We start from the raw sequence: 24406 nt of genomic DNA, 5'->3' as shown, positions 1-24406 counted from the left end.
ATGCCGGTGCCGTTCGCTGCGCGCGAGGTATTTTCAGCAGGACCGCCGGGATGGGTGCCTCCGCAGCCCGAGCCGGGCGAGCAGCCCACGCGCGGGTTCCGGCAGGACTGTCGGTGGATGTCCAGGGCGGGTGTCCTGATCATCCGTTCGATCGGAATCGCGTTCGGGAACGAAAGCGGGTGCGGGCTCGGACATCGGACCGGGGCCGAAGTCCGGGGCGCATTCGGGCACCGAAGCAAGGTCCGGCTCGATACCGGGCCGCGCCTCACCACCGAGTTCGGGCCTGTCCCCGGGCCCCGGTTCAGCGGCGGGTCCGATCCCGGCGCCGGGATGGGGCTCGGGGCCGCGTCCGTGCACGCTCTCCGGCTCAGGTCCGGGATCGTGCCCGGGGCCGGGACGGGGACGCCACCCGTCGCCCGGCCGCGGAGCCTGACGGACTTCCCGGGCATGGTCCAGCTCCAGGATCAGACCGACCCGTCGCCACAGCATCTCGTCCGGTTCGTCGGCCTGCATCAGGCGCACCATCGTCTCCCGTGCGGCAGGCGACACCGTTGGCCCGTAGGCCGGTTCGGACCGGATCCTGGCGAGGTGGGCGCGCTCGTACGGATCCTCGACCACCTCCGCGAGCTGCACCGGATCCAGGGTGTCAGCGAGCACGGCCACGCGGGCCCAGGGTTCCTCCGTGAGGCTCAACAGCCGTTCGATCCGGCGTGAGCGCCACTCACGCGCACGGCAGTCGACGCCGTCCTCCAGCCGGCTACGCACCCAGGCAGGGCTCTTCCCGACCAGAAGCCGCGGTTCCCGGGCGGCGAACCCTGCGAGCTCCTCCGCGAGGTAGAGCCAGACCACCGCCCGGTACCGGTTGAGGTAGAAGGTGATCGGCGTGAGGCATCCCGCACGGGCCAGCCTGGTGAACCGGTCCGGACTGATCCCGAGCAGTCGGGCTCCCTCCGCCGTCCCCACCGTGCGCACCTGCTCCCGGAGCGTCTCCGGGAATCCGTTCTGCGCCCGCAGCCGGTCGACCTCCTCCTTGCGGACCCTCGCCCTCCCACCACCGCCTTGCTGCACCAGCACCCGGACCAGACCCACATGCACGGCAATGGCGAACTCGCCCCGCTTCAGCTGGAGTTCCTGCGCCGCTGTGCCCGCGGCCATGGTGCCCGCGGTCTTCGGGCACCCGGTTTCGATGACAGTCATGATGTTCTCCCCCGCGACTCTCGATCACTCTCTGTGAGCAGAGTAATCCGGGGGAGTCATCGTTCGCCCGGCCTGTGGAAAACTCCCGCGACGAGGTCAGGGCCGGCTGCCCTCTTCGCTCCCTTCCTGCCGCGCGGCGACACCGAGGTGCTCTCCGACCCTGTTCACGAGCAGGGTCATCTCGTACGCGACCTGGCCGACGTCGGCCTCGGCCTCGCTCAGCACGCACAGGCAGCTTCCCTCGCCCGCGGCCGTCACGAAGAGCAGCGCTTCGTCGAACTCCACCATGGTCTGCCGGGCCTTCCCGGCCCGGAAGTGGCGTCCCGATCCACGCGCAAGGCTGTGGAGCCCCGACGAGACCGCGGCGAGATGCTCGGCGTCCTCACGGGCCAGGCCCGTACTCGCCCCCGTCACCAGTCCGTCGTTCGACAGCACCAACGCGTGCCGTATGTGCTCGACCCTGCTGGTCAGATCGTCAAGGAGCCAGTCAAGTCCCCTGTCCAGCGCCATATCCCCGCTCCTCCCCGTTCACACGTTCCCCGTGCCCCACGTTTCACGTAAGCCTTGCGCACTGGTCACGTACGGGCAAGCACTCCTCCATCATGTGGCCGGGTCCGGGTCGCAGCGGAGGAATGCCGGGAGGGCGAGCTCACCGAGTCGAGGAGCCAGAACGTGTGCAGCCGCCCGGCACCTCGGCCATGCGGATCAGGACTTCCTTGCCGGAATCCCGATCGCGTCCATCGCGCAAAACGACGGGTGCACCGAGGTCGAGGGCGCGGAACACCTCGCGTGCACCGTACGTACGGGCGCCTGCAAACCGGTTGACCGCGACGGCGAGGGGAATGCTCCGGCACTCGAAATATGGCCGCATTGTTGCGGCGTGACCGTATTCCGCTCACCCGCTGCCCGGCTGAGCCCACAAAGCGACGCGCCTGTCCGAGCACGCCTGCCGCTCCCGGTCGTGAGTGCACGGGCCCGCGCACGAAGGCATGGGCCCGCTGACCGCACTCGTCCGGCGCCTACACTGGGTGTTTCAGGTACGAGAAGCAGCCCACGCGGACAGGGAGAGCAAGAGTGTCGACAGCTGCCGGCGGCGGTTTCGAGGATCCGCCTGCGGAGGTACTGGTGGAGGCGGCCGCCGCCTTCGGCCTGCTGGCGACGCCTGCGCGGCTGCACATCATGTGGGCCCTGTCCCAGGGCGAGAGTGATGTCACCGGCCTCGCCGACCGAGTGGGCGGCACCCTGCCGTCGGTGAGCCAGCATCTGACGAAGCTGAAACTGGCCGGTCTCGTACGGTCACGGCGCGAAGGCCGCCGGCAGGTGTACCTGGTCGACGACCCCGATGTGGTGACGGTCGTACGATTGATGGTCGGCCAGCTCGCCGAACGCGCAGGACACCCGTCCGAGCGGCCCGTGCGCCTCCGTGAGCTCGGTGCCTGAGAGCAGTGCCGCCGCGGGTCCCGGCAGCACCGACCCCGATCATTCGTCTGCCGTCGTCGTGCCGATGCCGGGCGCGGCGGCCGACTGGGGCGGTGTCCCCGAGGCCGCGCCGCCCACACCTCCGGCCGCCGCACCGACCTCTTTGCAGGTGCTCCGTTCGCTGGACAGCGGCCCGCGGGGGCTGCTGGAGGTGGAAGCGGAGGAACGGCTGGCGCGGTTCGGCGAGAACACTCTGCCGGCCTGGCGTCCGGTCTCCTGGCCCCGCCGTTTCCTGCGCAGCCTGCGGGATCCGTTCACCTCGGTGCTTCTCTGCCTGGGCCTGGTCTCGGCAGCGGTGGCCTCGTGGGGCACGGCGTCGGTGACGCTGGTGCTCGTGGTCGTCAGCTGTCTGCTGCGCTCCGCGGAGGAGCATCGGGCCGACCGCTCGACGGCCGCCCTGCGTGAACTGGTGGCGACCACCGCGACCGTACTGCGCCGTGCCGGCCCGGACGCCGCGCCGCAGGCACGTGAACTGCCGGTCGGGGAGCTGGTGCCGGGCGATGTGATCCGGCTCGGGCCCGGGGATCTCGTGCCCGCCGATATGCGGCTGCTGCGCGCGAGCGGCCTGACCGTGCATCAATCGGCCCTGACCGGTGAGTCTGCGCCGGTAGCGAAAAAACCCGTCGACGCACCGGACCGATACCTCACGGCCGACGCCGGGCCCGCCGTCGAGGCCGGGCTGTTCGGGCGGCCCGAGCTGTGTTTCCAGGGCAGCAGTGTGGCATCCGGCAGTGGTACTGCGGTGGTCACGGCCACGGGCGCGGACACCCGGTTCGCCGCCGCGTACGACGGTTCGGCGCGCCGCCGGGGCACGAGCGCCTTCGACCGTTCGGTGCAGGGGATCTCCTGGACGCTGATCCGGTTCATGCTCCTCACCCCGCCCCTGGTGCTGATGGCCAACGCGGCTCTGCGCGGCCGCGGACTGGAGACGCTTCCGTTCGCCGTCGCGGTGGCCGTCGGTCTGACCCCGGAAATGCTGCCGGTGATCGTCACGACGGCGCTGGCCCGGGGCGCTTCACTGCTCGCCCGGAACCGTGGGGTGATCGTCAAGCGGCTGCCCGCGCTGCACGACCTCGGCGCGATCGATGTGCTGTGTCTGGACAAGACCGGAACCCTCACCCAGGACCGGCCGGTCGTCGAACGGTCGCTGAACGGGTCGGACCGGTCCGACCCAGAGGTGCTGCACTGGGCCGGGGTGAACGCGCTGTGGACGCTGCAGCTCGCCGATCTGCCCGCACCCGACGCACTGGACGAGGCGGTACTGGACGCGGCCGAGGAACGGGAGGAGGCGCTGTCCGCGTACGACGGCGTGGCCGCGCTGCCGTTCGATCCGGTGCGTCGCCTCGCCACCGCGGTCGTCCGCAGCCCCGGGAAGCTCGGTACGCACACCCTCGTCACGAAGGGGGCGGTGGAAGCGGTGCTCGGCCGTTGCGTCCTGGAGGACGCCGAACGGGAGCGGCTGGGGGCCCTGGCCGCCCGTGAGGCCGCGAACGGCCTGCGGCTGCTCGCGGTGGCCCGTACCGAGCGGCCCGCCCGGCTCGGCGCGTACACGACGGCCGACGAACAGGGGCTGGCCTTCCTGGGCTTCGTCGCCCTGCGGGACGCACTCACACCGAGCGCCGCGGAAGCGCTGGACGTGCTGGGCCACCGGGGCATCGCAGTGAAGGTCCTCACCGGCGACGATCCGGGGACGGTAGCCCGGGCCTGCCGGGATCTGGGCCTCGACCCGGGCGAGGTCGTCTCCGCGGAACGGATCGACACACTGTCGGACGGCGAACTCGCGGAGGCCGCCGACCGGGCCACGGTCTTCGCCCGCTGCTCGCCCGAGCACAAGGCCCGGATCGTCTCCGCGCTGCGTGGCTCCGGGCACACCACCGGTTTCCTCGGCGACGGCGTCAACGATCTGCCCGCGATGCACGCGGCCGATGTCGGCATCTGCCCGCGCAACGCGGTCGACGTGGCCCGAGAGACCGCCGATGTGGTGCTCGCCGAGAAGGATCTCGCCGCCATCGATCACGCGGTCACGGCGGGCCGGCACTGCAGCGGGAACATCGCCACGTATCTGCGCATCACGCTCTCGTCGAATCTCGGCAATGTCATCGCCATGCTCGCCGCAGGGCTGATGCTGCCGTTCCTCCCCATGCTCCCGGCACAGGTCCTGGTGCAGAACCTGTGCTTCGACGTGGCGCAGCTCGCTTTCGCGTTCGACCGGCCCGCACCCGCGGTACTGCGGCGCCCCACGATCCTGCGTCCGCGCGACTTCCTCCGCTTCATCACGGGTTTCGGTCTGCTGAACGCCAGCGCCGACCTGGCCACTTTCGCCGTGCTGGCCTATGCGTTGCACGGTTCGGCGACATCAGTGGGCCAGGAGGCCTTCCACTCCGGATGGTTCACCGAGAACCTGCTCACCCAGGCTCTGGTGATGCTGCTGCTGCGTACCGGGCGTCGCACCGCCGAGAATCGTAGCGGCGGACCGCTGCGCGCGGCCGCGTCGGGTCTCGCGGTGGTCGGGCTGCTGCTGCCGCTCACCCCGCTCGGTTCATTGCTGGGCATGATTGCGCTGCCACCGCTCTATTACTTGTTGCTCGCAACGGTGCTGGCCCCGTACGCGTACGGGCTGTGGGCCGCCCGTGCCCGCTACGAGCGGAAGAGGAGAAGCTCATGACCCCGTCACGCGTCGGCCCCCCTGACTCCGGCTCCCGTACAGCCGCCGACGGTGCACACCTGCCGGGTGCTCGCCGCGCCACGCTCGGCGACGTACCCGCGCTGGTACGGCTGCGGGGGGTGATGCTGGACGAAATGGGGATGGACACCGGTGGCGCCGATGCCCCGTGGCGGACGGCCTCGGCACAGTGGTTCACCGAGCGGCTGCGTCACTCTGGCACGTTCGCCGCGTTCCTGGTCGACGATCCCGAACTCGGCACCGTCGCCAGTGCGGCGGGGACGTGCGACACGCATGCCCCCAGCCCGACGAATCCGAGCGGGCTGCACGGGCACGTCTTCAACGTCAGCACCGATCCCCGCCGGCGCCGCCGCGGGCATGCCCGCGTCTGCCTCGACGCCCTGCTCACGTGGTTTCGCGAGGAGGCCCGTGTCACCGTGGTCAATCTGAACGCCACAGCGGACGGTGCCGCTCTGTACGAGTCGTACGGCTTCGCGACGCCTCGTCACCCCGCACTCCAGCTTCGGACGGCCCGGGCACCGCACTGAACGCCGAATTCCCGGTTCCGGACGCGCGCTCAGCCGTACGAAAGGTCCGCGCACGGATCGTCGTCGGCCGATCGCATCCCGTCGGCGACGGTGGGTGCCCCGGCGGAGTGCGCCGGCGCCCCGGGGGCGACCGACTGGTTCCGGGCGAAGGAACTCCCGAGAATCACCTGGATAACAGCGGTGTCCGATGCCGTCGTCCGGGCTCCGTCGAAGAGACGTGCGGCGGTCTCCGCCCCGTCCCGCAAGCCGGGTGCGTACTCGATGACGGTTGAGGTGTTGTCCTGGCTGCTCGCCGTGGCCGTGCCGCCACCCAGTTCACTGTTGACGCCCGAGCGCGAGTCCGATCCAATGACCAGGACGTTCTGCCCCTTCGACGAGCCGGAGGGCCGGTCGCCGGAAATTCCGTCCGCGCTGAACGTGTCGATGCCGCCGTTCAGTTCGAGGTAGATCCACCCGACGCCCGCGACGAGAAGGACGAGGAGCGACAGCCAGGACGTCGCCGTCCGCCGCAGGCTGCCGGCATTTCGCCCGCCCGCTGCCGCCGTGCGGCTTCCTGGCATCGGCCATCCCGTCCGTCCGGCTCCCGCGGGGAGACATTCCCACCCACCCCACGGTTGTATAGTTGCGCAATGTAGCAAGTATTGTTGAATGGATCGTGGATCACCGGACCTGCCCACAGTCAGCCTGACGCACGGACCGCGGACGCCGCGCGAAAAACCGGCCGAGACACCGAAAGGAAGGGCGGGACGTACATGTTGCGCAATGGGCTCGAACCCTGGCACCTGCTGATCGTGGCGATTGTGGTGATCGCGCTGTTCGGCTCGAAAAAGCTGCCGGACACGGCCCGCGCCCTGGGCAGATCCATGCGGATCCTGAAGAGTGAGGCGAAGGCCATGAAGGAGGCCGACGCGAGTCCCGGCACCGGTCCACACGCATGAGACTCCGGTCCATCGACGTGGAAACATCCCTCACAACTCATTACTTCAGGGATTGCGCAAGCAAGGGAACCACGGGCGCGACGCCGTCGTTGACCCGGGTGACGGCGCAGGAACGCTGATCACCGAATCGCTGGACCACTTGACCAACAGATAAATGGAGGAAGTTCATGGGTGTGACCCTGGCCAAGGGCGGCAACGTCTCCTTGTCGAAGGAAGCGCCCGGCCTGACCGCAGTGACGGTCGGCCTGGGCTGGGACGTACGGACGACGACGGGCGCGGACCACGACCTGGACGCGAGTGCGCTGCTGTGCTCGGATACCGGAAAGGTCGTCTCCGACCTGCACTTCGTCTTCTACAACAACCTGACGAGCCCGGACGGTTCGGTCCAGCACACCGGTGACAATCTGACCGGTGAGGGCGAGGGCGACGACGAGTCCATCAACGTCGACCTGGCGGCTGTCCCGGCCGATGTCGCCAAGATAGTCTTTCCGGTCTCCATTCATGACGCGCAGAGCCGCGGGCAGAGCTTCGGCCAGGTCCGCAACGCGTTCATCCGCGTGGTGAACCGGGCGAACGGCGTCGAGCTGGCCCGCTACGACCTCAGCGAGGACGCGTCGACCGAGACGGCCATGGTCTTCGGCGAGCTGTACCGGCACGGGGCGGAGTGGAAGTTCCGTGCCGTCGGCCAGGGTTATGCCTCGGGCCTGGCCGGCATCGCGTCCGACTACGGCGTCAACGTCTGACCGGAGGGAACGGCACGGGCGTTGGCCACGGGCCGCTCTCCTCGCCCCTCCACCGGGGCGGGGAGAGCGGCCCGTCCGCCCGGTGTACCGCCCTCCGGCTGTCACGCAGTCGTGTGCCTCTGCGGGGCCCGCGGGCCGTTGATCGCCTCGCGGGAGTTCCGGTGGCGGCCGATGGTGTGGCCGTTGTGCAGGCGCAGCGCGGCCGGCGCGGTGCCCGCGTTCAATCGAGTGGATTGCCGACGTCCCGCGCCTGAAGCACCAGAGAACTCCACCGGACGCCGTCGCGACCGTGAAGATCGGGGCGCTCGCTGCGATGCACCGTCAACAGGCCATGCTCGGCACCCGGCTCCGATGTCTCGGCGAGGGACACATCGAACATGTGGCGGCCGGCGGGCACGGGACCGTGGCGGAGGTTGACGAAGAACCGACCGCCCGGCACCAGCAACGCGGCGATCCTCACCGTCGTCCGTTGCCGGTGCGTCCGGGCCGGCGGTTCGTTGTGTACAGGGACGAGGCCGAGCGGTTCCTCGCCCTCTCTGCCCGGACACGCTGACCGGCGAGCGACCGGCCGTCCCGCCCGGGCGGCCGCCGACTCGGCCGCCCAGCCGACTTCTCACCCGGCCGAAGCGCCGCGGCGCCTGTCGTACGGAACCGGACAGCCGGCGATGCCCGGGCTGGGGAACGTACCGAGCCCGGACACCTCGTAGCCGTCCGGGTAGCCCTTGATCTCGGGGTTCTGCCGGGCGTTGTGCGGGGTGGAGCGCGGCGGCAGCAGTCGCACCGCCCGTGCCCTCAGTCGCAGGGCGCCACGGGTGACGTTGCGGACGGCGGAGCCCGGGCGTTCGTACCGGAATGCCCGCAACAGCGAATCGTCGAGAAGTGCGAGGGCCGCCTTCCGTGCGGCGGGGGCGAAGGGACGCGGATACCAGGAGCTCATCAGGTCCAGCGTGGCGTCGGAGACGCGGCGTCCCCCTTCGTCCCAGCCGAAGTTCCCGGCCTCGTAGCTGTCGAGGGTGCGCTCGAAGTCCTGGTACGTCTCCGGCAGGTCCTTGATGCCCATATGGGCACCCAGAGCCCGGTAGTACACGGCGCACGCCCGTAGTTCGTGGTCGGACAGCCGACGCCAGCCGTAGTCGTCGAGCCACCGCTTCGGGGTGACGACGAAGGTGCACAGTACGTAGCGCATGTCGTCGTTGCTGATGTCGTAACTGCGGTGCATCTGATTGATCCGACGGATGGCCGTACGCCCCGCGGTGCTCTCGAAGCCGTGCTCGACGACCGAGTCAAGGAGGAGCGCGGTGTCGTCGTAGCGCTTCTGCGAACGGTCCGTCAGTTCGGCTGTCTCGGCGAGGAGTCGGCCGATGCTGGGGACGGCATACGTGCGGTAGAGGGCCAGTTCGAGGGCGCGGGCGATGTCCCAGGGGAATTCATAGGTGGCCGTGATCCGGTAGATCCGGAGGAAGTCCCGCTCCGGATCCAGGCGCTGAATCTCCTTCAGCCTGTCGTACCGCCTCATCGCGATGCCCCCATTGCCTCGGTCGGAGGTGCAATTCTACGTCGGCGGGGAACACCGTAGGTTGTACGGGCAAGTGCCGGACGCGCGGGTGCCGTTCGGGCCGATGCTGTTCGAGCACGTCATGTACGCACAGGTCCTCGGGAGGCGGTCTCCATGATCGACATAATCGGCAGTCTGCGGAAGGCGGTGTCCCCGGACCGGAAGGGCGAGCGGCCCGCGGCCCCTCTCGATGAGGGCCGACGCAAGCAGCACAACCTGTTCGAGGCGGCCGCCACCTACATCTCGGCATCCGTCGACGAGGATCAGGCGAGGATCGACGAGGCGAGCGGCTGGGTGTCGCCCGAGGCGCTCTCCTTCGGCATCAACGAGCTGGCCTGCCGGGCCGTCATCGCGCTGGCCCGCGAGCGAGACGAGTCACCGCAGACGGTGGCCCGCAGGCTGCTCGGTCTGCCCGTCGACTGAGGAGCCTCGTCCGCCGGGCAGCGGGCCCGGCGTCCTCCCTCGTCAGGGCCTCGACGCGTAGGTTACCGACTGGTTAAGGTGCGCCGACGGACAACGATGACGGACGAGGAGGGTGCCGTGGCCGGCACGAGCGACGCAGTCGCCGACGACGACGCACTGTATGTGCTGACCGCAGTGCTGCTGACACCGGCGCAGTTCCCGAGCGTGCTCGGTGACGACTACCCCGCCGCGTGCAGGGCGCTCGCCCTCGAACCGTACGCCGTAGGGTACGGGCTGGTTCTCGGCCAGGACGGCGACGGGGCACGGTGGACCGTCGTCGTCGATGACGTGTCGCTGGTCGCGGTCGCCATCGCTTCCTGGGACTGCGGAATGGAGTACGACCTCTCCCCCGACGACCGTTCGGTGGTCCGCGCTCTGCCCGGCTGGCCGCTCGCGGTGGGGGTCGCCGCTCCAGGTGTGCCCGCCCCGCACGATCCGGTGCCGGCCCCTGATGCCGAGGGCACCGATCCGGCACCGCTGGCACCGCCCGACACGGAGTCGTGGGGTCCGGCCCAGCGGCGTATGGGAGCGGACGAGATAGCGCACCAGTGGGCAGCCTGGCGCGAGCAGCTCGACGCGGAGACGGCCCTCTCAGCTCCGGGCAGGGGCGCGGGCACGGGCGGGGGCCGGGTCGACGACCGCACCGGGCCCTTCGTGGGACCCGCCGAGAACCACGATGCCGCCGCCGGCACGGGGGGCGAGGGCTCGGGCGCACGCCGGACGGAGCCTGACGGTGCGGGCGAGAACGGGGCCGAGGGGCATGCCGGGGCCGGGGCCGGAGTTTTCGGCAGGGGTGACACCGAAACCGGAGACGAACCAGGCGTCGGGATCGAGCCCGGAACCGACAGGGCCCGTGCCACCGCCCGGAACCCCGCGGAGGACCTGCCTTCCCATGTGCACCCCGGTGTGCGCCGGGCCCTCACGGAGGCGCATGCCTATGTGGACACGGCGCCGCCGCCGGGTCGTGTCCGGTCCTCCTTCGCCACGGGCGACGCCCGGATGCTGCGTGCCGACGGACCAGGCTGGTCACTGGTCGCCAGGACCGATGACATCGCGTTCATCCTGCTGGACGAGGAACCGGGCGAAGTGCTGCCGGTCGGGCGCGGTGCGGAGCTGCCCGGCTTACTGAAGGCCCTGGACACCATCGCGGTACGGCCGGCCTGAGGGGACTCCCGGTGTTCGGCGGAGGGCCGGATGCCGTTGTCTCCCCGGGGCCGGCGATTGTTGTCGGCGACTTGCTGTCAGTGACCTATTTCCTTGCGGGTGATCCTGCGGAGCCTGCGCCGCTGACTCGGATCCAGCAGCAGGTAGGCGACCGCCGGGACCCCGATCAGGACCAGCAGTGACAGCCAGAACCCGATGAACGGCATCAGGATGACTGCCGCGACGACTCCCCCTATGGCGATCTTCGCGCTGTTCGACATCGTCCACGCCTCCTTCGCGGCCCGGAGCCGCTCCTGCTGTGAGAACGCCTGTACGCGTCCATCGGTTCCAGCCGGCGACGGAGTCCTCATCGCAGGGGTTCGCCGACCTCGTGCATGTGCTGGAGTGCCTGCCGGTAGGACTCGATCAGCCCGGTCTCCGTGTACGGCATGCCGATCGCCTCGCAGTGGGCGCGGACCATGGGCTGTGCCAGGCGCAGATGCGGGCGGGGCATGCTCGGGAAGAGGTGGTGCTCGATCTGGTAGTTCAGCCCGCCGAGGAACCAGTCGGTGAGGCGGCCGCCGCGTACGTTGCGCGAGGTGAGGACCTGACGCCGGAGGTGGCCCCAGCGGTCGCCGTCGGGGTCGGGCATCTCCATGCCCTTGTGGTTCGGCGCGAAGGCCATGCCGAGGTGGAGCCCGAACAGCGCGTGGTGGACGAGTGCGAAGACGACGGCCTTCCCCGGGGACATGACAGTGAGCAGCAGTGTCGCGTAGAGACCGAGATGCGCCACCAGGAGCAGTGCCGAGAGGGCCCGTTCCCGGGCGGGCTGCTGCCGCAGGTACTGGAAGCCGGAGATCTTCAACGCGATGCCTTCGAGGAGCAGCATCGGGAAGAACAGCCTGGCCTGGTTGCGGGTGAGCCAGCGGGCGAAGCCTTCGCGCTGGGCCGCCTGCTTCTGGGTCCAGACCAGGGCACCGACGCCGACGTCCGGGTCCTTGTCGATGTGGTTGGGGTTGGCGTGATGACGTACGTGCTTGTCGTTCCACCATGCCTCGTTCATGCCGAGCAGCAGGTTGGCGTGCACGAGGCCGATGGCTCGGCCGACCTTGCGGTCGCCGGCTATCTGGGCGTGTCCGGCGTCGTGTCCGACGAACGCGGTGCGGGACCAGAAGATCGCCAGGGGCAGTGCGAGCAGCAGGTTCCACCAGGTGTTGCCGAGGAGGAACATGCCGGTGAGTACGGCACCCAGTGCGACCAGATTGGTGATGATTCCCGCGGTGTACCACCCGGTGCGCCGTTCCAGGAGGCCCTGCCCCTTCACCGCCCGCAGGAGGGGCGCGAAGTCGCTCCCCTGGCTCGGGGCGGTTTCGGCACCGTCGGCACGTTCGGCAGTTCCCGTGGCGTCGCGGGCACCTTCCACGACGGTGGTTACGGCCTGGGGCATGATGTCTCCGGTCTCTGAAAGGCTGCGCTGACCTGTAGAAACGTAGGGTCACCGAGGGTGTGTCAACCATGGCGCCACCACCCGGGAGCTCCGGGGGTAAGCCCCCTCCCCCCGGAGGGGGGCTGGCTACACCCCGACGCGTGAAACGGGGGCGTGCGGGACCGCCGTGCCGCCTGGAGGTGGGCTGGATCACAGTATTTCCGCTCGGCATGAGGCGCAGCGTTGGAGTACCCTCGGCGACTCGTACCGCAACTAGTCAAATTTGAGGAATTCGGCATCGCTGTGCACAGGCTCCCTGCGGCAACGCTCTCCGAGATCTCCGCACTCTCCGGCTGCTCCGTGGTCTTCCTGCCCGCGGACCCGTCCCGTACGGGCCGTATCGCCTTCTGGCATCCGGATGGCAGCAGTCCGCCCGATGCTCCCGGTTCCGTCGAGGAGCTCACCGTCGTCGGCGCCGACGCCCGGGTGTACGTCGTACCGGCGCTGCTGCTTCCGGTCCGCGACGTGCTGCCCGTACTCACGCGCGCACGAGCCTCGGCGCATGCCTCCGGCGCGGCCGCGTTCTGGGGTGCCGCCGCGCTCCTCGCTCTGCAACTCGCCGCCCGGGGCTTGTTGTTGCCCGGGCTGACCGGAACCGATCACGACGCCTGGCGGGCCGGTCCGCTGACCGCCGACGATCAGTCGCGGATCCGTACGCTCGCCGCCTCGATGCCGCCCCTGGCCCATGCGGTACCGCTCGACGCGACCGCACAGCCCGTACTGCTGCCCGAACCGGAGTGGCTGTTGCGCGCGTTCCTCGACGCGGTGGCGGACGGGCTGCCACGCACCCCCGCTGCGCCCTTCGCCGCCGGCGGCCCGGCGTTCGCCGTCGACGCACCGCAGCATCTGCCCGGTCAACGGGCCTGGGTCACCGATGTGGCAGCCGGGCACGACGCGGGCGTCCGGCTCTCGCTGCGGGTCGAGGTGTCGGGGCCGACCACGCCGGACAAGGACCTTGAGACGCCCGCCGGGCCGTCCTTCCGTGCTGTCCTGCAGATCCACAGCGTCAGCGATCCGGCGCTGGTCGCCGATGCCGCCGAGGTCTGGGCCGGCTCCGCTCCGGCCACCGCAGCCTTCGGCCCCCGGGTCCGGATGGACGCCCTGCTGGCGCTGCGCCGGGCCGCCCGCGCCTGGTCACCGCTGACTCCGCTGCTGTCGGCCACGGTGCCCGACTCCGTGGAACCCGCCGACGAGGAACTCACCGAACTCCTCGGCCCCGCCGGACGGGCACTCGCGGCAACGGGCGTCCAGGTGCACTGGCCGAAGGAAATGGTCCGCAAGCTCACCGCCCGCGCCGTCATCGGCCCGCCCGACGACGGAACGGACCAGGAGCACGCGGCATTCGCCCGCACCGGCTCGGACGCGCCGTCGCTGCTGTCGGCCGATGCGCTGCTGACGTTCAACTGGTGGTTCGCCCTGGGCGACCAGCAGCTCAGCCGTGCCGAGCTCGACCGTCTCGCCGAGGCGAACAGGCCGGTGGTACGGCTGCGCGACCAGTGGGTGCTGATCGACCCCGAAGAGGCACGCCGTGCCCGCGAGACCCAGGACCGCAAGGTCACTCCGATCGACGCGCTCGGAGCCGCACTCACCGGTTCCACCGAGGTCGACGGCCGCCGGGTCGATGTCCGGGCCACCGGATGGCTGGAACAGCTGCGCCGCCGGGTGGCCGAACCGGAGTCCGGCGGGCAGCAGGCGGTCGGCCGGCCCCCGGCGCTCGCCGCCACGCTGCGCGACTACCAACTGCGCGGCCTGAACTGGCTGCACACCATGACGTCGCTCGGTCTCGGCGGCTGTCTCGCCGACGACATGGGGCTCGGCAAGACCATCACGCTGATCGCTCTGCATCTGCACCGCCAGAGCATCGAATCGGCCGCCGGACCGACGCTGGTGGTCTGCCCGACCTCGCTCATGGGGAACTGGCAGCGGGAGATCGAGAAGTTCGCGCCCGGTACGCCGGTGCGCCGCTTCCACGGTGGATCGCGCAACCTCAAGGGTCTGACGGACGGCGAGTTCGTCCTCACCACGTACGGCACGATGCGGCTCGACGCGGCGAAGCTCGCCGACGTCCGCTGGGGCATGGTCGTTGCCGACGAGGCCCAGCACGTCAAGAACCCGTATTCGGCAACGGCCAGGCAGCTGCGGACGATCGGGGCAAAGGCACGGGTGGCGCTCACCGGCACCCCCGTGGAGAACAACCTGTCCGAGCTGTGGGCGATCCTCGACTGGACGACGCCCGGTCTGCTGGGCCGGCTCGGCACCTTCCGTACCCGCTACGCGCGGGCCGCGGAGGGCGGCGACCCGGCAGGGGCCGAGCGGCTGGCCGCGCTGGTGCGTCCGTTCCTGCTGCGCCGGCGCAAATCGGATCCCGGCATCGCGCCCGAGCTGCCGCCGAAGACCGAGACGGACCGGACGGTGTCGCTGACGGCGGAACAGGCGGGGCTGTACGAAGCAGTGGTACGGGAGACGCTGGCCGCGATCTCCGGCGCCGACGGCTTCGCCCGCCGTGGCCTCGTCGTGAAGCTGCTGACTGCTCTGAAGCAGATCTGCAACCACCCGGCGCAGTACCTCAAGGAGAAGGAGCCCCGGATCGAGGACCGTTCGGGAAAGGTCGAGCTCCTGGACGAACTGCTCGACACGATCCTGGCGGAGGACGCGAGTGTGCTCGTGTTCACCCAGTACGTGCAGATGGCCCGACTTCTCGAACAGCATCTGGCGGTGCGTGGGGTGCGCACGCAGTTCCTGCACGGCGGTACCCCGGTCGCGGAACGGGAGGCCATGGTGAACCGCTTCCAGGCGGGCGAGGCCCCGGTCTTCCTTCTGTCGCTGAAGGCGGCCGGCACCGGACTCAACCTCACCCGGGCGGGTCATGTCGTGCACTTCGACCGGTGGTGGAACCCGGCGGTGGAGGCGCAGGCCACCGACCGTGCGTACCGGATCGGGCAGACCCAGCCGGTGCAGGTGCACCGGCTTATCGCCGAGGGCACCATCGAGGACCGGATCGCCGCCATGCTGGCCCGAAAGCAGGGACTCGCCGACGCGGTGCTCGGCTCCGGAGAGGCGGCGCTGACCGAACTGACAGATGCGGAACTGGCCGATCTGGTGGAGCTGCGAGGAGGCACGCGATGAGCGACACATTCGACCGTGACGGGTATGAGTCCGTGACCGGCGACGGAAGCGACGTCCCGGTGCAGGAACGCACCTTCGCCGCACTGCCGCCGGCGCGCGGCCGCGGCTTCGCCGAGACGTGGTGGGGCCGGACGTGGCTGAAGGCCCTGGAGGACACCGCGCTGGACGGCGAACAGCTCAAGAGGGGGCGCAAGTTCGCCCGCGAGGGCCGGGTCGGTGCGGTTTCCGTACGGCCCGGCCGGATCACCGCGGTCGTCCGGGACCGGGACTCGTCGACGTACCGCAGTGATGTGCTCCTCCAGGAGCTGAGCGAGACGGACTGGGAACGGTTCCTGGACATGGCCGCCGCCCGGGCCGGGCACGTCGCTGCGCTCCTCGACCGCGAGATGCCGCCGCACCTGGTGGAGGATGCGGCGGCCGCCGGTGTGGAACTCCTCCCGGGGATCGGCGATCTGGGCCCGGAGTGCAGCTGCGGGACGTGGGACCACTGCCCGCACACCGCCGCCCTCTGCTACCAGGTGGCGCGGCTGCTGGACGAGGATCCGTTCGTCCTGCTGCTCATGCGGGGGCGCGGCGAGCGCCGGGTCCTGGACGAGTTCCAGGAACGCATCGCGGCGCGCGCCGAGGGGCGTGCGCCGTCCGAGCAGGCCGTCTCCTCCGACGCGTCCGGTGCCTCGGCCGGGAAGGCGAAGGACCGGGGCGTACGGGCGGACGAGGCGTTCGCCGCGCGGGACATCCTGCCTCCGCTGCCCGCTCCCCCGCCGCTGCCCGCGGAACCGGGCCCCGCGCCGTCGCTGGACACGGAGACCGAACCGGAACCCGGCATCGATCCGTCGGCCCTGGAGCTGCTGGCGCGGGACGGTGCGGCACGCGCCCACCGGATGCTGGCGGACGCCCTCTCCCCCGGCCATGAACAACAGCCGCCGCCGAACGGGTTGACGCCACAGCAGGACGCCGTACGGCTGGTCGCCGATGCCCGGCCCGAGCCGTGGATCGCGACACGACTGGCCGTCGGATCCGGGCGGTCGCGTGTCGGACTCGACGTGGCGGTGCGTGCCTGGCAGTACGGCGGGGCGGCCGCGCTCACCGTGCTCGACGAGGAGTGGACGCCGGATCCGCAGGCCCTGGCCAGGGCCGGGGCCGGGCTCATCGCCGCCTGGGAGGAGGGCGAGCAGCCCCGGCTCCGGTCGGCGGGCAACCGCTGGACCTCGGTGGACGGCGGCGCGCAGCTCAGGTATGGGCGGGACGGGCGTTGGTGGCCGTACCGCAAGGAGAACGGACGCTGGGTTCCGGCAGGTCCGGCGGACGACGATCCGGCGGCGGCGCTGGGAGGTGCGAGCGGTTCGGACGACTGACGTCGTCGTTCATGACGTCCGCTCAGTGGCGCTACGGGCGGGGCCGGGCAGGACGTCCCGAACGGCCCCGACACCGAAGGCATCGTCCATGCCGCCAACGGCACATTGTGGCTCGTGGACGAGTACGGCCCCTCGCTGATGCGCGTCTGCGCCCTTCGTGATCCGCGGCCCTCCCGCGTCCGCACGCTCGATTCGGGCTGCCGTCTTCCGCCGCCCGCGCGACGCCCGTACGGTAGGGCGCACACTACGCTCGGCCACACATCGGACAACGCCTTCCCGTCGTCGGGCAGAGGAGCCACGGGGTGTCGGGGGATTCGGGCAGCGGACTGTTACGTGACGCCGTAGGGCTGCGCGAAGTCCTCTTCCCGAACATCACGGCGATGACGCCCGCCGCCGCCATCGCCGCGCCCATCCCGTCCGGGGCCACGTTCGCCGGCGGAAGCCGGGCCGAGCCCGGCGGCACCGTCGCGGTGCATTTCGTGTCCGTCGAACCGGCCAGGGACTGGGCCGCTTCGACGGCCTTTCCTCTCTTCGGCGCGCTGACCTCCATACACACCACCGCGTCGTTGCAGGCTCCGCTGCCGGAGGTGGTGTGGACGTGGCAGCTCGACCGGGCACGCCGGACCTGTCTGTTCAGCGCCCGGGACAGTGACATCCGGGTGGAGCTGCCGATGGATCCCATGCACGGCACGGTCGGGGTGGCACCGGCCAATCTGGAGGTACGGTCCGCGCTGGTGCCCGACGCGCACGGCGGGAACATGGACACACCCGAGATGAGGGCGGGCGTCACCTGCTATCCGGGGGTCAACGTCGAGGGGGCGCTGCTGAGCCTCGGGGACGGTCATGCCCGTCAGGGCGAGGGCGAGACGTGCGGGGTCGCTGTGGAGTGCGCGATGAACACGGTGGTGCTGGTCGAGTTGCTGAAGGAGGTCACTACTCCGTGGCCGCGCATCGAGTCCGGCACCCACCTGATGTCGACCGGATCCGCCCGGCCGCTCGAAGATGCCTTCCGGATCTCACAGTTGGACCTGGTGCACTGGCTGACGCGTGACTACGGCCTGTCCGAACTCGATGCCTACCAGCTGGTCGGCCAGGCCGGCGAGGCCCCATTGGCCAATGTGTGCGACACCAACTCCACCTGTATGGCGAAAATCCGCAAGGAGTGGCTCCCCGCGGGGGATCCTCATCGCGGACTCCACCGCCATCTGCGGGAGACCGCAACGCCGTTTTCCACTCCCTGACCCCGCCCTCCAGCTCTGGCCCACTCTCCTCTCTCCCACACACAGGAGTGTCCATGCACCGCAGAAGAATTCTTCAGGGCGCCGCGGCGACGGCGGCCGCCGCCCTGCTCCCCGCGTCGGCCCGCGCCGCAGCCTCCACGACGGCGGGCGAGACGGACTATCCGCTCGCCCACTGGACACCGGCCTCGACGTCCAACTACACGGCGTCACAACGGCCTTCGGCCTATCCGATCCAGTATGTGATCATCCATGTCACCCAGGAGACGTTCCCGAGCACGATCGGGATCTTCCAGAATCCGGCGAAACAGGTATCCGCGCACTACGTGGTGCGCTCGGCGGACGGCTACGTGGCCCAGTGCGTCCGGGAGCAGAACATCGCCTGGCATGCCGGCAACTGGGACTACAACACCCGCAGCGTCGGTATCGAGCACGAGGGCTGGGTGGACCAGCCGGCGTACTTCACCAACGCCCTGTACGAGAAGTCGGCGCTGCTGACGGCCTCGGTCTGCGACCGCTACGGCATCCCCAAGGACCGTGCGCACATTCTCGGCCACGCCCAGGTCCCCGGCACCGATCACACCGATCCCGGACCGAACTGGGACTGGGTGCGCTACATCCGTCTCGTCAATCTCCACTCGGCCGGCTGACGCGTCTTCACCGCCACGGCTGCTCACTCTCCGCGTCCAGGTTGTCACAGGCGTCGGCGGCGGCCACGATGGGGATGTACGACGCCCCTGGACGGGAGGGTGAGTTGACGGACCCCTGGGTGGCCCTCGCGGCCGATACGGACCCCGGCGAACGGCTGGGCCAACTGCGGCATGCTCACGAGGTGTTCACCACGGCGGGCCGGCTGGAACGGCCGGTACGGCCGGTGGTCGGCGAGTCGTGGCGACGCTCGGCACGGGCCCGGGTCAGCCCGGACGGCGCCCCGCTGGTCGAGCTGGGTGCGGGCGACATCGGACCGTACCGGGACGGGCATCCCCTGGCTCCCGCCATGCCGGTGATCCGGGAGCTGATGAGCTCGTACGCGACGGACGGCGAACACCTTCTCGCGGTGTGCGACGCGCTCGGCAGGCTGCTCTGGGTCGAAGGACACGCGAGGACCCTCCGGGCCGCGTCCCGGATGAATTTCGTGGAGGGCGCCCGCTGGGCCGAGTCCGTGGCCGGCACGAATGCGCCGGGTACGGCCATCGCCGTGGACCGGCCCGTGCAGGTCTTCGCCGCCGAGCACTTCCTGCGGCCGGTCCAGCAGTGGACCTGCGCGGCGGCACCGCTCCACGACCCGCACACGGGCCGGGTCCTGGGCGCCGTGGACATCACCGGCGGGAACCGGCTCGCGCATCCGCACAGCCTGGCGTTCGTGCAGGCGGTGGCACGCGCCGCCGAATCACAGCTGGCACTGCTCGCGCCCACGCCGGCCGGGGAGACCGTGCGGCTCAGCGCGCTGGGCCGGGACGAGGCGCTGCTCGTCGCGGGAGGCGGCAAGATCCGGCTGAGCAGGCGGCACAGCGAGATCCTGGTGACGCTGGCCCGCCATCCCGAGGGCCTCTGCGGCGACGAGCTCCTCGTCGAACTGTACGAGGACGAGTCGGTGACCCCGGTGACACTGCGCGCCGAGCTCTCCCGGCTGCGACGTCTACTCGGGCCCGAGCTCCTCCTCTCGCGCCCGTATCGTCTCTCCGCGCCGGTCGACGCCGACTTCGACACGATGGCGCGGAGACTGGCGTCCGGCGCGGTGGCAGCGGCGCTCAGCGCCTACGCGGGTCCGCTGCTGCCGGGCTCGCAGGCGCCGTCCGTCGTCCGGCTGCGGCGACGGCTCGACGAGCAGCTGCGGGCTGCACTGATCGCGCGCGGTGACCCGGGCCTGCTGGCCGATTGGGCGTACAGCCCATGGGGCGAGGACGATCTCCCGGTCTGGCGGGCGCTCGCGGCGGCCGTACCCGCGGGACAGCGCCCCGCGCTGCTGGCCAGGGCGCGCTCGCTGGACATCGAGCAGGGACGGTCGCCTTCCCCTGCAACGGGGTCGCAACGTGGCACTGTTTACCTTCGCGCCGAGGGCCGTCCAACGGCGGGCGGCACCGGATCCGGAAGGCCACAGAGATGACCCGTTACGCTGCGCCGGGCACCGAGGGCGCCATCGTCTCGTACGAGTCCCGCTACGACCACTGGATCGGCGGCGCGTACGTCCCGCCCGCCCGTGGCCAGTACTTCGAAAACCCCAGCCCCATCAACGGCCGGCCGTTCACCGAGATCGCCCGCGGCACTGCCGAGGACGTCGAGCGTGCACTGGACGCGGCACACGCCGCGGCCCCCGCGTGGGGAGCGACCGCGGCGGGCGAGCGCGCCTCTGTACTCAACAGGATCGCCGACCGGATGGAGGCGCACCTGGAGGAGCTGGCGGTCGCGGAGAGCTGGGACAACGGCAAGCCGGTACGGGAGACCCTGGCCGCCGACATGCCCCTGGCCATCGATCACTTCCGCTACTTCGCCGGTGCGTTGCGCGCCCAGGAGGGGACGCTCAGCGAGCTCGACGACGATACGGTCGCGTACCACTTCCACGAGCCGCTGGGCGTCGTCGCACAGATCATCCCGTGGAACTTCCCCATCCTGATGGCGACGTGGAAGCTGGCTCCGGCGCTCGCGGCGGGCAACGCGGTCGTCCTCAAACCGGCCGAACAGACCCCGGCCTCCATCCACGTATGGCTGAAGCTGGTGGCCGACCTGCTTCCGCCCGGTGTCGTCAACATCATCAACGGCTTCGGCGCCGAGGCGGGCAAGCCCCTCGCCTCCAGTCCGCGCGTCGCAAAGATCGCCTTCACCGGTGAGACCACGACGGGGCGGCTGATCATGCAGTACGCCTCCGAGAACATCAAGCCGGTGACGCTGGAGCTGGGCGGCAAGTCGCCGAACATCTTCTTCAACGACGTATGGAACGCGGACGACGACTTCCGGGACAAGGCTCTCGAAGGATTCACCATGTTCGCCCTCAACCAGGGCGAGGTCTGCACCTGTCCCTCACGGGCGCTGATCCAGAGCGGGCACTACGGCGAGTTCCTTGAGGCGGGCATCGCCCGCACCGAGAAAATCGTGCCGGGGCACCCGCTGGACACGGACACGATGATCGGCGCCCAGGCCTCCAACGACCAGCTGCAGAAGATCCTTTCGTACTTGGACATCGGCCAGCAGGAGGGTGCGAAGGTCCTCACGGGTGGCCAGCGGATCGAATACGACGGGGAGCTGGCGGGCGGTTATTACGTCCAGCCGACCGTCTTCGAGGGCAACAACCGGATGCGGGTCTTCCAGGAGGAGATCTTCGGCCCGGTCGTGGCGGTCGCGTCCTTCGCGGACTTCGACGACGCGATCAAAACGGCCAACGACACGCTGTACGGCCTCGGCGCGGGCGTATGGACCCGTGACATCAACACCGCGTACCGGGCGGGCCGCGCCATCCAGGCAGGCCGGGTCTGGACGAACTGCTACCACGCGTACCCGGCTCACGCCGCCTTCGGCGGGTACAAGCAATCGGGGATCGGCCGTGAGAACCACAAGATGATGCTGGAGCACTACCAGCAGACGAAGAACCTCCTGGTGTCCTATTCGCCGAAGAAGCTCGGCTTCTTCTAGACGCAGAAAAAGGGCGCCTGACCAGGCAAGATACCCGTCAGGCGCCCTCCGCAGCGCACATCCAAGCGGCAAGGCGAAATGCACCCTTACTCCCGATATCACCCACCGGTATCCCAGCTCTGACCAGCTGTTCCGGGGCATTTCCGGGCCAAGGTACCGCTCAGTCGCCCCCCGCGTCGCCCGTCGGCGCCTCCCACCACTGCATGGACTCCTCGATCAGCCGGTTTACATGGTTCCGCGCTTCGGCCAAGAACTTGGCGTAGTAACGGAAGAGGACCTGGATGCTTTGTCCGGCTCGGCGCGCACACTCGGCGGGGTCGACTCCGGAGGCCAACCAGAACGAGATGCCAGCGTGGCGCAGGTCGTAGGGGCGCATCGCCAACTCAAGGACGTGCTCGTCCAGCGTGAGAGCGGCGTCACGCGCTCGCCCCCAGGTAATGCCGTACGCCGAGGCATCGATGTAGTTCCCCGCCGCGTTGCGGAAGAGACGTCCGTCGGGTGCCACTCCGAAGGTTCGTATGTGCTCACGCAACATACGGACGAGCACAGGGGGGACAGGAACCGGCCGCGTGGCCTTGGCTGCTCGCCGTTTCAGGGAGTGGATCTCATGAACAGCGCCGTGGTCCGTCCACTCCTTACCTACAGTCACCACTCCGCCCTTCAGGTTAAGAAGTCCCCAGCCGCTCGCTGGCAGGCGGCACTGAGTTTTCTGCAGGTGAATGACCTCCGCCGGACGCATGGCGGCGTAGTACATGCAGCCGAAGAAGGCGTACAGGTGAGGGCCCCGACCCGGTAGGGCCTTGACGGCGGCAAGCAGTCGGGCGACCTGAGCCGGGTTCGGCACGCAGTCGGGATCGACTTCGTCAGCGACTGCCGGTCCCGTCCAGCGAAGGCCGTTCAGCGGGTTCTGAGCGAAGTATCCGCGTTCGACGGCTACTCCGAATACCTCGTTGACCGCGGCCTTCTTTCGGTTCACGGTCTTCGCGGCAGCGGTCGTCCCGTCGACCTTCCGGCACAAGACGTCGAGCCCTCGCCTCAGTACATCCGGCTCCTCCAATTCGCTGACAGGCAGCGAGTGGCGCTGCAGCCAGCCCAGTGCGGCCTGCCACTCCTCCCGGGCATCGGCGTTCCAGGCATTCTTGTTGAAAGCCCACGAGTACAGCGCGCGCCTCAGTACGCGAGGCGCCTGGTAGAGGGCCCCTGGCTCAACGAAGGCCGGAGTGATAGTCGCCAAGGCATCTGCAAGGGTGCGGCGCGTATTTCCTGGGGTGCGGTCCCACCGTTGCTCGATGTACTCCCGCGCCAGAACGTACCAGGTGACCCGCTGCTTCAAGGCCCGGATTTCGGAGGCCGGCAGACCTGACTGAGTATCGAAGGGTTCGCCGTCACGGGCGGCGGTCATCAGCTTGGCACGCCGACTCTCCGCGAGCCCTTTAGTGAGAAAGGACTCGGACTTCTCACGTCCACTAACCGTCCAGCGGACCTCAAATCCCTTGCGTCGATCTGGACGCTCGCGGATCTCCCAGAACCGGACCTTGTAACTCATTGCCATACAGGCGTATCCCTTTCACACGCCTTCCACCACGCGTCCAGGTCAGCGCGGCGGCAGCGCAATTCACCATTGGGCAGCTTGATCATTCGGGGTGCCTGACCGCGAGCGCGTAGGCGGTAGAAGACCGATGGGCTCATCCGGATTTCCACTAGGACCTCGGTGAGCTTGAGCGCAGGTGGACGAGCCATTGATATTTCCTCAGGGGATTCCGGATTTGTCGGCCCCGAAGCGGCAGCGCACAACTTGCACCCACTCCGTCACGGCTGATGGGCAGGCGCTGTCAATTGCGGGGCGGCTAGACGTCGACATGAAGGGCCATAATTTTCGAACAGCTCCACCGCCAAGCAAAGCCGCGGCGAACACCCTCAATGGTCGTCACGATCACCGGTTTGGCCAACCGGCGATCGTGGTCTATGTTGTGCGCCCCCACAGGGAAATTCACGGACGATTACTGGCGGGCAAAACTCAGGGGCCAGCCGGTACGACGGGAGGACGGGGTCGCGCCGCCCCTCACGGGCACTCCGAGCCCATCGTCAATGAGCCGGTCCAGATCGCGTGCAACAACGCGCTCGGTAGCAGTGACGGCTCGGGCTACCTGTCGGGGTGGGGCTCCGGCTGTGTCGCGATGTACGAGAGGACCACTCGGTCCCGGCGGTAGCTACGTTGCAGCGCGTCCTCACCGGCCAACACGGCCGCACAGGCACAGAGGCACGGAGCCCCGGAGGAGCGCCGTAGTTCTCTCGCTCCGATGTGGTCCATGCGTTCAGGGCGCCAAGTGCCAAGCGGATGACGTCGGTGATCAGGCGGATCGGAGAGCGGCGTTCGACAGGGGGTGCTCCTTGGATCGAGGTCTCTGCGATGCGGTCGAGCTGCATGAGGCACCGGCCGCCGTCATGGCCGACTTTGTTCGCAGGTCGGCTCGGAAGCCCGGATACCCTCACTGACCTGGATTCTTTCCGGGACGTTGTACGTTGACATGCTCCCGGCAGAGGTTTCCAGTCCTTTGGATTTCTTTCTTGTCTGCCGTGGGCGAATGCCCGCCGACAGCTGCGTGGAGGGCACTGCCACGTTCGCCAGCGTTGTCACGTTGGTGGGGTGTTGATCGGTTGAGGGCGCGTCAGGGCGTGTGGGGGTTGGGCGGGGGCCTGGGTCACGCTGCGGTGGGCGGGGCGGTGGTGCCGGTGATCTGGTCCCAGATCACGAAGCGGACGGTCATCTCGGCTCGGTGGTCGGAGGCTGTCATCAGGTGGCGGCGTGGCCGGAAGTGGGGTGAGATGCCGCTGAACGCGGACAGG

General features: G+C 69.6%; 22 protein-coding genes and 2 pseudogenes. 13 read left to right on the top strand and 11 right to left on the bottom strand.

Annotation, left to right across the window (positions count from 1 at the left end):
* Positions 1-33: 33 nt before the first annotated feature.
* The 3 genes and pseudogenes from ACF08M_RS29030 to ACF08M_RS29020 all read right to left on the bottom strand — a co-directional run.
* Complete coding sequence (locus ACF08M_RS29030) at positions 34-1197, bottom strand: DUF6397 family protein (protein WP_392188219.1); 1164 nt, start codon at positions 1195-1197, stop codon at positions 34-36.
* Positions 1198-1293: 96 nt separating this feature from the next.
* On the bottom strand, positions 1294-1707 hold the full coding sequence (locus tag ACF08M_RS29025; protein WP_392188218.1) for a roadblock/LC7 domain-containing protein: 414 nt from the start codon (positions 1705-1707) through the stop codon (positions 1294-1296).
* Positions 1708-1847: 140 nt separating this feature from the next.
* Positions 1848-2059 (bottom strand): annotated as a pseudogene (locus ACF08M_RS29020) (ATP-binding protein); the annotation flags it as partial.
* A gap of 212 nt (positions 2060-2271) precedes the next feature.
* Between ACF08M_RS29020 and ACF08M_RS29015 the strand changes: the two are divergent.
* From ACF08M_RS29015 to ACF08M_RS29005, 3 genes are read left to right on the top strand one after another with little or no spacing between them, the layout of a single operon-like run.
* Positions 2272-2637: an ArsR/SmtB family transcription factor gene (locus ACF08M_RS29015; protein ID WP_392188217.1), complete on the top strand. Its 366-nt coding sequence runs from the start codon at positions 2272-2274 to the stop codon at positions 2635-2637.
* The gene (gene mgtA, locus ACF08M_RS29010) at positions 2630-5341 is read left to right on the top strand and encodes a magnesium-translocating P-type ATPase (RefSeq protein ID WP_392188216.1); all 2712 of its coding nucleotides are present in this window, start codon (positions 2630-2632) and stop codon (positions 5339-5341) included. Before ACF08M_RS29015 ends, mgtA begins: the two co-directional genes overlap by 8 nt.
* Positions 5338-5886, top strand: a complete 549-nt coding sequence (locus ACF08M_RS29005) for a GNAT family N-acetyltransferase (protein ID WP_392188215.1) — start codon at positions 5338-5340, stop codon at positions 5884-5886. The genes mgtA and ACF08M_RS29005 overlap by 4 nt, the downstream gene beginning before the upstream one ends.
* Positions 5887-5915: 29 nt before the next feature.
* Here ACF08M_RS29005 and ACF08M_RS29000 read toward each other — a convergent pair whose 3' ends face one another.
* A complete protein-coding gene (locus ACF08M_RS29000) occupies positions 5916-6446 on the bottom strand; it encodes a hypothetical protein (RefSeq protein WP_392188214.1) in 531 nt (176 codons plus the stop codon).
* A 192-nt stretch (positions 6447-6638) separates the two neighbouring features.
* Here ACF08M_RS29000 and tatA point away from each other — a divergent pair, with 192 nt between their 5' ends.
* Both tatA and ACF08M_RS28990 read left to right on the top strand, forming a co-directional pair.
* Positions 6639-6824 (top strand): Sec-independent protein translocase subunit TatA, encoded by a 186-nt coding sequence (gene tatA / locus ACF08M_RS28995; RefSeq protein ID WP_392188213.1) that lies wholly within the window; start codon positions 6639-6641, stop codon positions 6822-6824.
* A gap of 167 nt (positions 6825-6991) precedes the next feature.
* Positions 6992-7567: a TerD family protein gene (locus tag ACF08M_RS28990; RefSeq protein WP_392188212.1), complete on the top strand. Its 576-nt coding sequence runs from the start codon at positions 6992-6994 to the stop codon at positions 7565-7567.
* A 220-nt stretch (positions 7568-7787) separates the two neighbouring features.
* Here the strand turns inward: ACF08M_RS28990 and ACF08M_RS28985 are convergent, their stop codons facing one another.
* Both ACF08M_RS28985 and ACF08M_RS28980 read right to left on the bottom strand, forming a co-directional pair.
* Positions 7788-8027, bottom strand: coding sequence for a hypothetical protein (locus tag ACF08M_RS28985; RefSeq protein ID WP_392188211.1), 240 nt, complete (start codon positions 8025-8027; stop codon positions 7788-7790).
* A gap of 153 nt (positions 8028-8180) precedes the next feature.
* Entirely contained in the window at positions 8181-9083 is a 903-nt protein-coding gene (locus tag ACF08M_RS28980; protein WP_392188210.1) for an oxygenase MpaB family protein, read from the bottom strand.
* 153 nt (positions 9084-9236) lie between these two features.
* On the opposite strand from ACF08M_RS28980, the gene ACF08M_RS28975 reads away from it, so the two are divergent.
* Together ACF08M_RS28975 and ACF08M_RS28970 are read left to right on the top strand one after the other, a co-directional pair.
* A complete protein-coding gene (locus tag ACF08M_RS28975; protein WP_392188209.1) occupies positions 9237-9545 on the top strand; it encodes a hypothetical protein in 309 nt (102 codons plus the stop codon).
* Positions 9546-9662: 117 nt separating this feature from the next.
* The gene (locus tag ACF08M_RS28970; protein WP_392188208.1) at positions 9663-10748 is read left to right on the top strand and encodes a hypothetical protein; all 1086 of its coding nucleotides are present in this window, start codon (positions 9663-9665) and stop codon (positions 10746-10748) included.
* A gap of 77 nt (positions 10749-10825) precedes the next feature.
* On the opposite strand, the gene ACF08M_RS28965 is transcribed toward ACF08M_RS28970, so the two are convergent.
* Together ACF08M_RS28965 and ACF08M_RS28960 are read right to left on the bottom strand one after the other, a co-directional pair.
* The gene (locus tag ACF08M_RS28965; RefSeq protein ID WP_362207109.1) at positions 10826-11008 is read right to left on the bottom strand and encodes a hypothetical protein; all 183 of its coding nucleotides are present in this window, start codon (positions 11006-11008) and stop codon (positions 10826-10828) included.
* Between the two features lie 86 nt (positions 11009-11094).
* The gene (locus ACF08M_RS28960; protein WP_392188207.1) at positions 11095-12174 is read right to left on the bottom strand and encodes a fatty acid desaturase family protein; all 1080 of its coding nucleotides are present in this window, start codon (positions 12172-12174) and stop codon (positions 11095-11097) included.
* 282 nt (positions 12175-12456) lie between these two features.
* Between ACF08M_RS28960 and ACF08M_RS28955 the strand changes: the two genes are divergently transcribed.
* From ACF08M_RS28955 to ACF08M_RS28930, 6 genes are all read left to right on the top strand, one after another.
* Positions 12457-15339, top strand: a complete 2883-nt coding sequence (locus ACF08M_RS28955; protein WP_392188206.1) for a DEAD/DEAH box helicase — start codon at positions 12457-12459, stop codon at positions 15337-15339.
* Positions 15336-16694, top strand: coding sequence for an SWF or SNF family helicase (locus tag ACF08M_RS28950; protein WP_392188205.1), 1359 nt, complete (start codon positions 15336-15338; stop codon positions 16692-16694). Before ACF08M_RS28955 ends, ACF08M_RS28950 begins: the two co-directional genes overlap by 4 nt.
* Positions 16695-16996: 302 nt before the next feature.
* Positions 16997-17935 (top strand): acetamidase/formamidase family protein, encoded by a 939-nt coding sequence (locus tag ACF08M_RS28945; RefSeq protein WP_392188204.1) that lies wholly within the window; start codon positions 16997-16999, stop codon positions 17933-17935.
* A 53-nt stretch (positions 17936-17988) separates the two neighbouring features.
* Positions 17989-18582 carry an N-acetylmuramoyl-L-alanine amidase gene (locus tag ACF08M_RS28940; RefSeq protein ID WP_392188203.1) on the top strand — a complete coding sequence of 198 codons (594 nt, stop codon included), beginning with the start codon at positions 17989-17991 and terminating at the stop codon, positions 18580-18582.
* Between the two features lie 104 nt (positions 18583-18686).
* Positions 18687-20039, top strand: coding sequence for a GAF domain-containing protein (locus tag ACF08M_RS28935; RefSeq protein ID WP_392188202.1), 1353 nt, complete (start codon positions 18687-18689; stop codon positions 20037-20039).
* Positions 20036-21559 carry an aldehyde dehydrogenase family protein gene (locus ACF08M_RS28930; RefSeq protein ID WP_392188201.1) on the top strand — a complete coding sequence of 508 codons (1524 nt, stop codon included), beginning with the start codon at positions 20036-20038 and terminating at the stop codon, positions 21557-21559. The genes ACF08M_RS28935 and ACF08M_RS28930 overlap by 4 nt, the downstream gene beginning before the upstream one ends.
* A gap of 160 nt (positions 21560-21719) precedes the next feature.
* On the opposite strand, the gene ACF08M_RS28925 is transcribed toward ACF08M_RS28930, so the two are convergent.
* From ACF08M_RS28925 to ACF08M_RS28915, 3 genes and pseudogenes are all read right to left on the bottom strand, one after another.
* Positions 21720-23105, bottom strand: coding sequence for a tyrosine-type recombinase/integrase (locus ACF08M_RS28925; RefSeq protein WP_392188200.1), 1386 nt, complete (start codon positions 23103-23105; stop codon positions 21720-21722).
* Positions 23102-23299 (bottom strand): helix-turn-helix transcriptional regulator, encoded by a 198-nt coding sequence (locus tag ACF08M_RS28920; RefSeq protein ID WP_392188199.1) that lies wholly within the window; start codon positions 23297-23299, stop codon positions 23102-23104. Before ACF08M_RS28920 ends, ACF08M_RS28925 begins: the two co-directional genes overlap by 4 nt.
* 962 nt (positions 23300-24261) lie before the next feature.
* Positions 24262-24406 (bottom strand): annotated as a pseudogene (locus ACF08M_RS28915) (IS6 family transposase); the annotation flags it as partial.

This window comes from Streptomyces sp. NPDC015032 (genome assembly GCF_043080425.1).
Lineage (GTDB): Bacteria > Actinomycetota > Actinomycetes > Streptomycetales > Streptomycetaceae > Streptomyces.
Note: the sequence above shows the minus strand (reverse complement) of the source record. Positions and strands in the feature narration are given on the sequence as shown.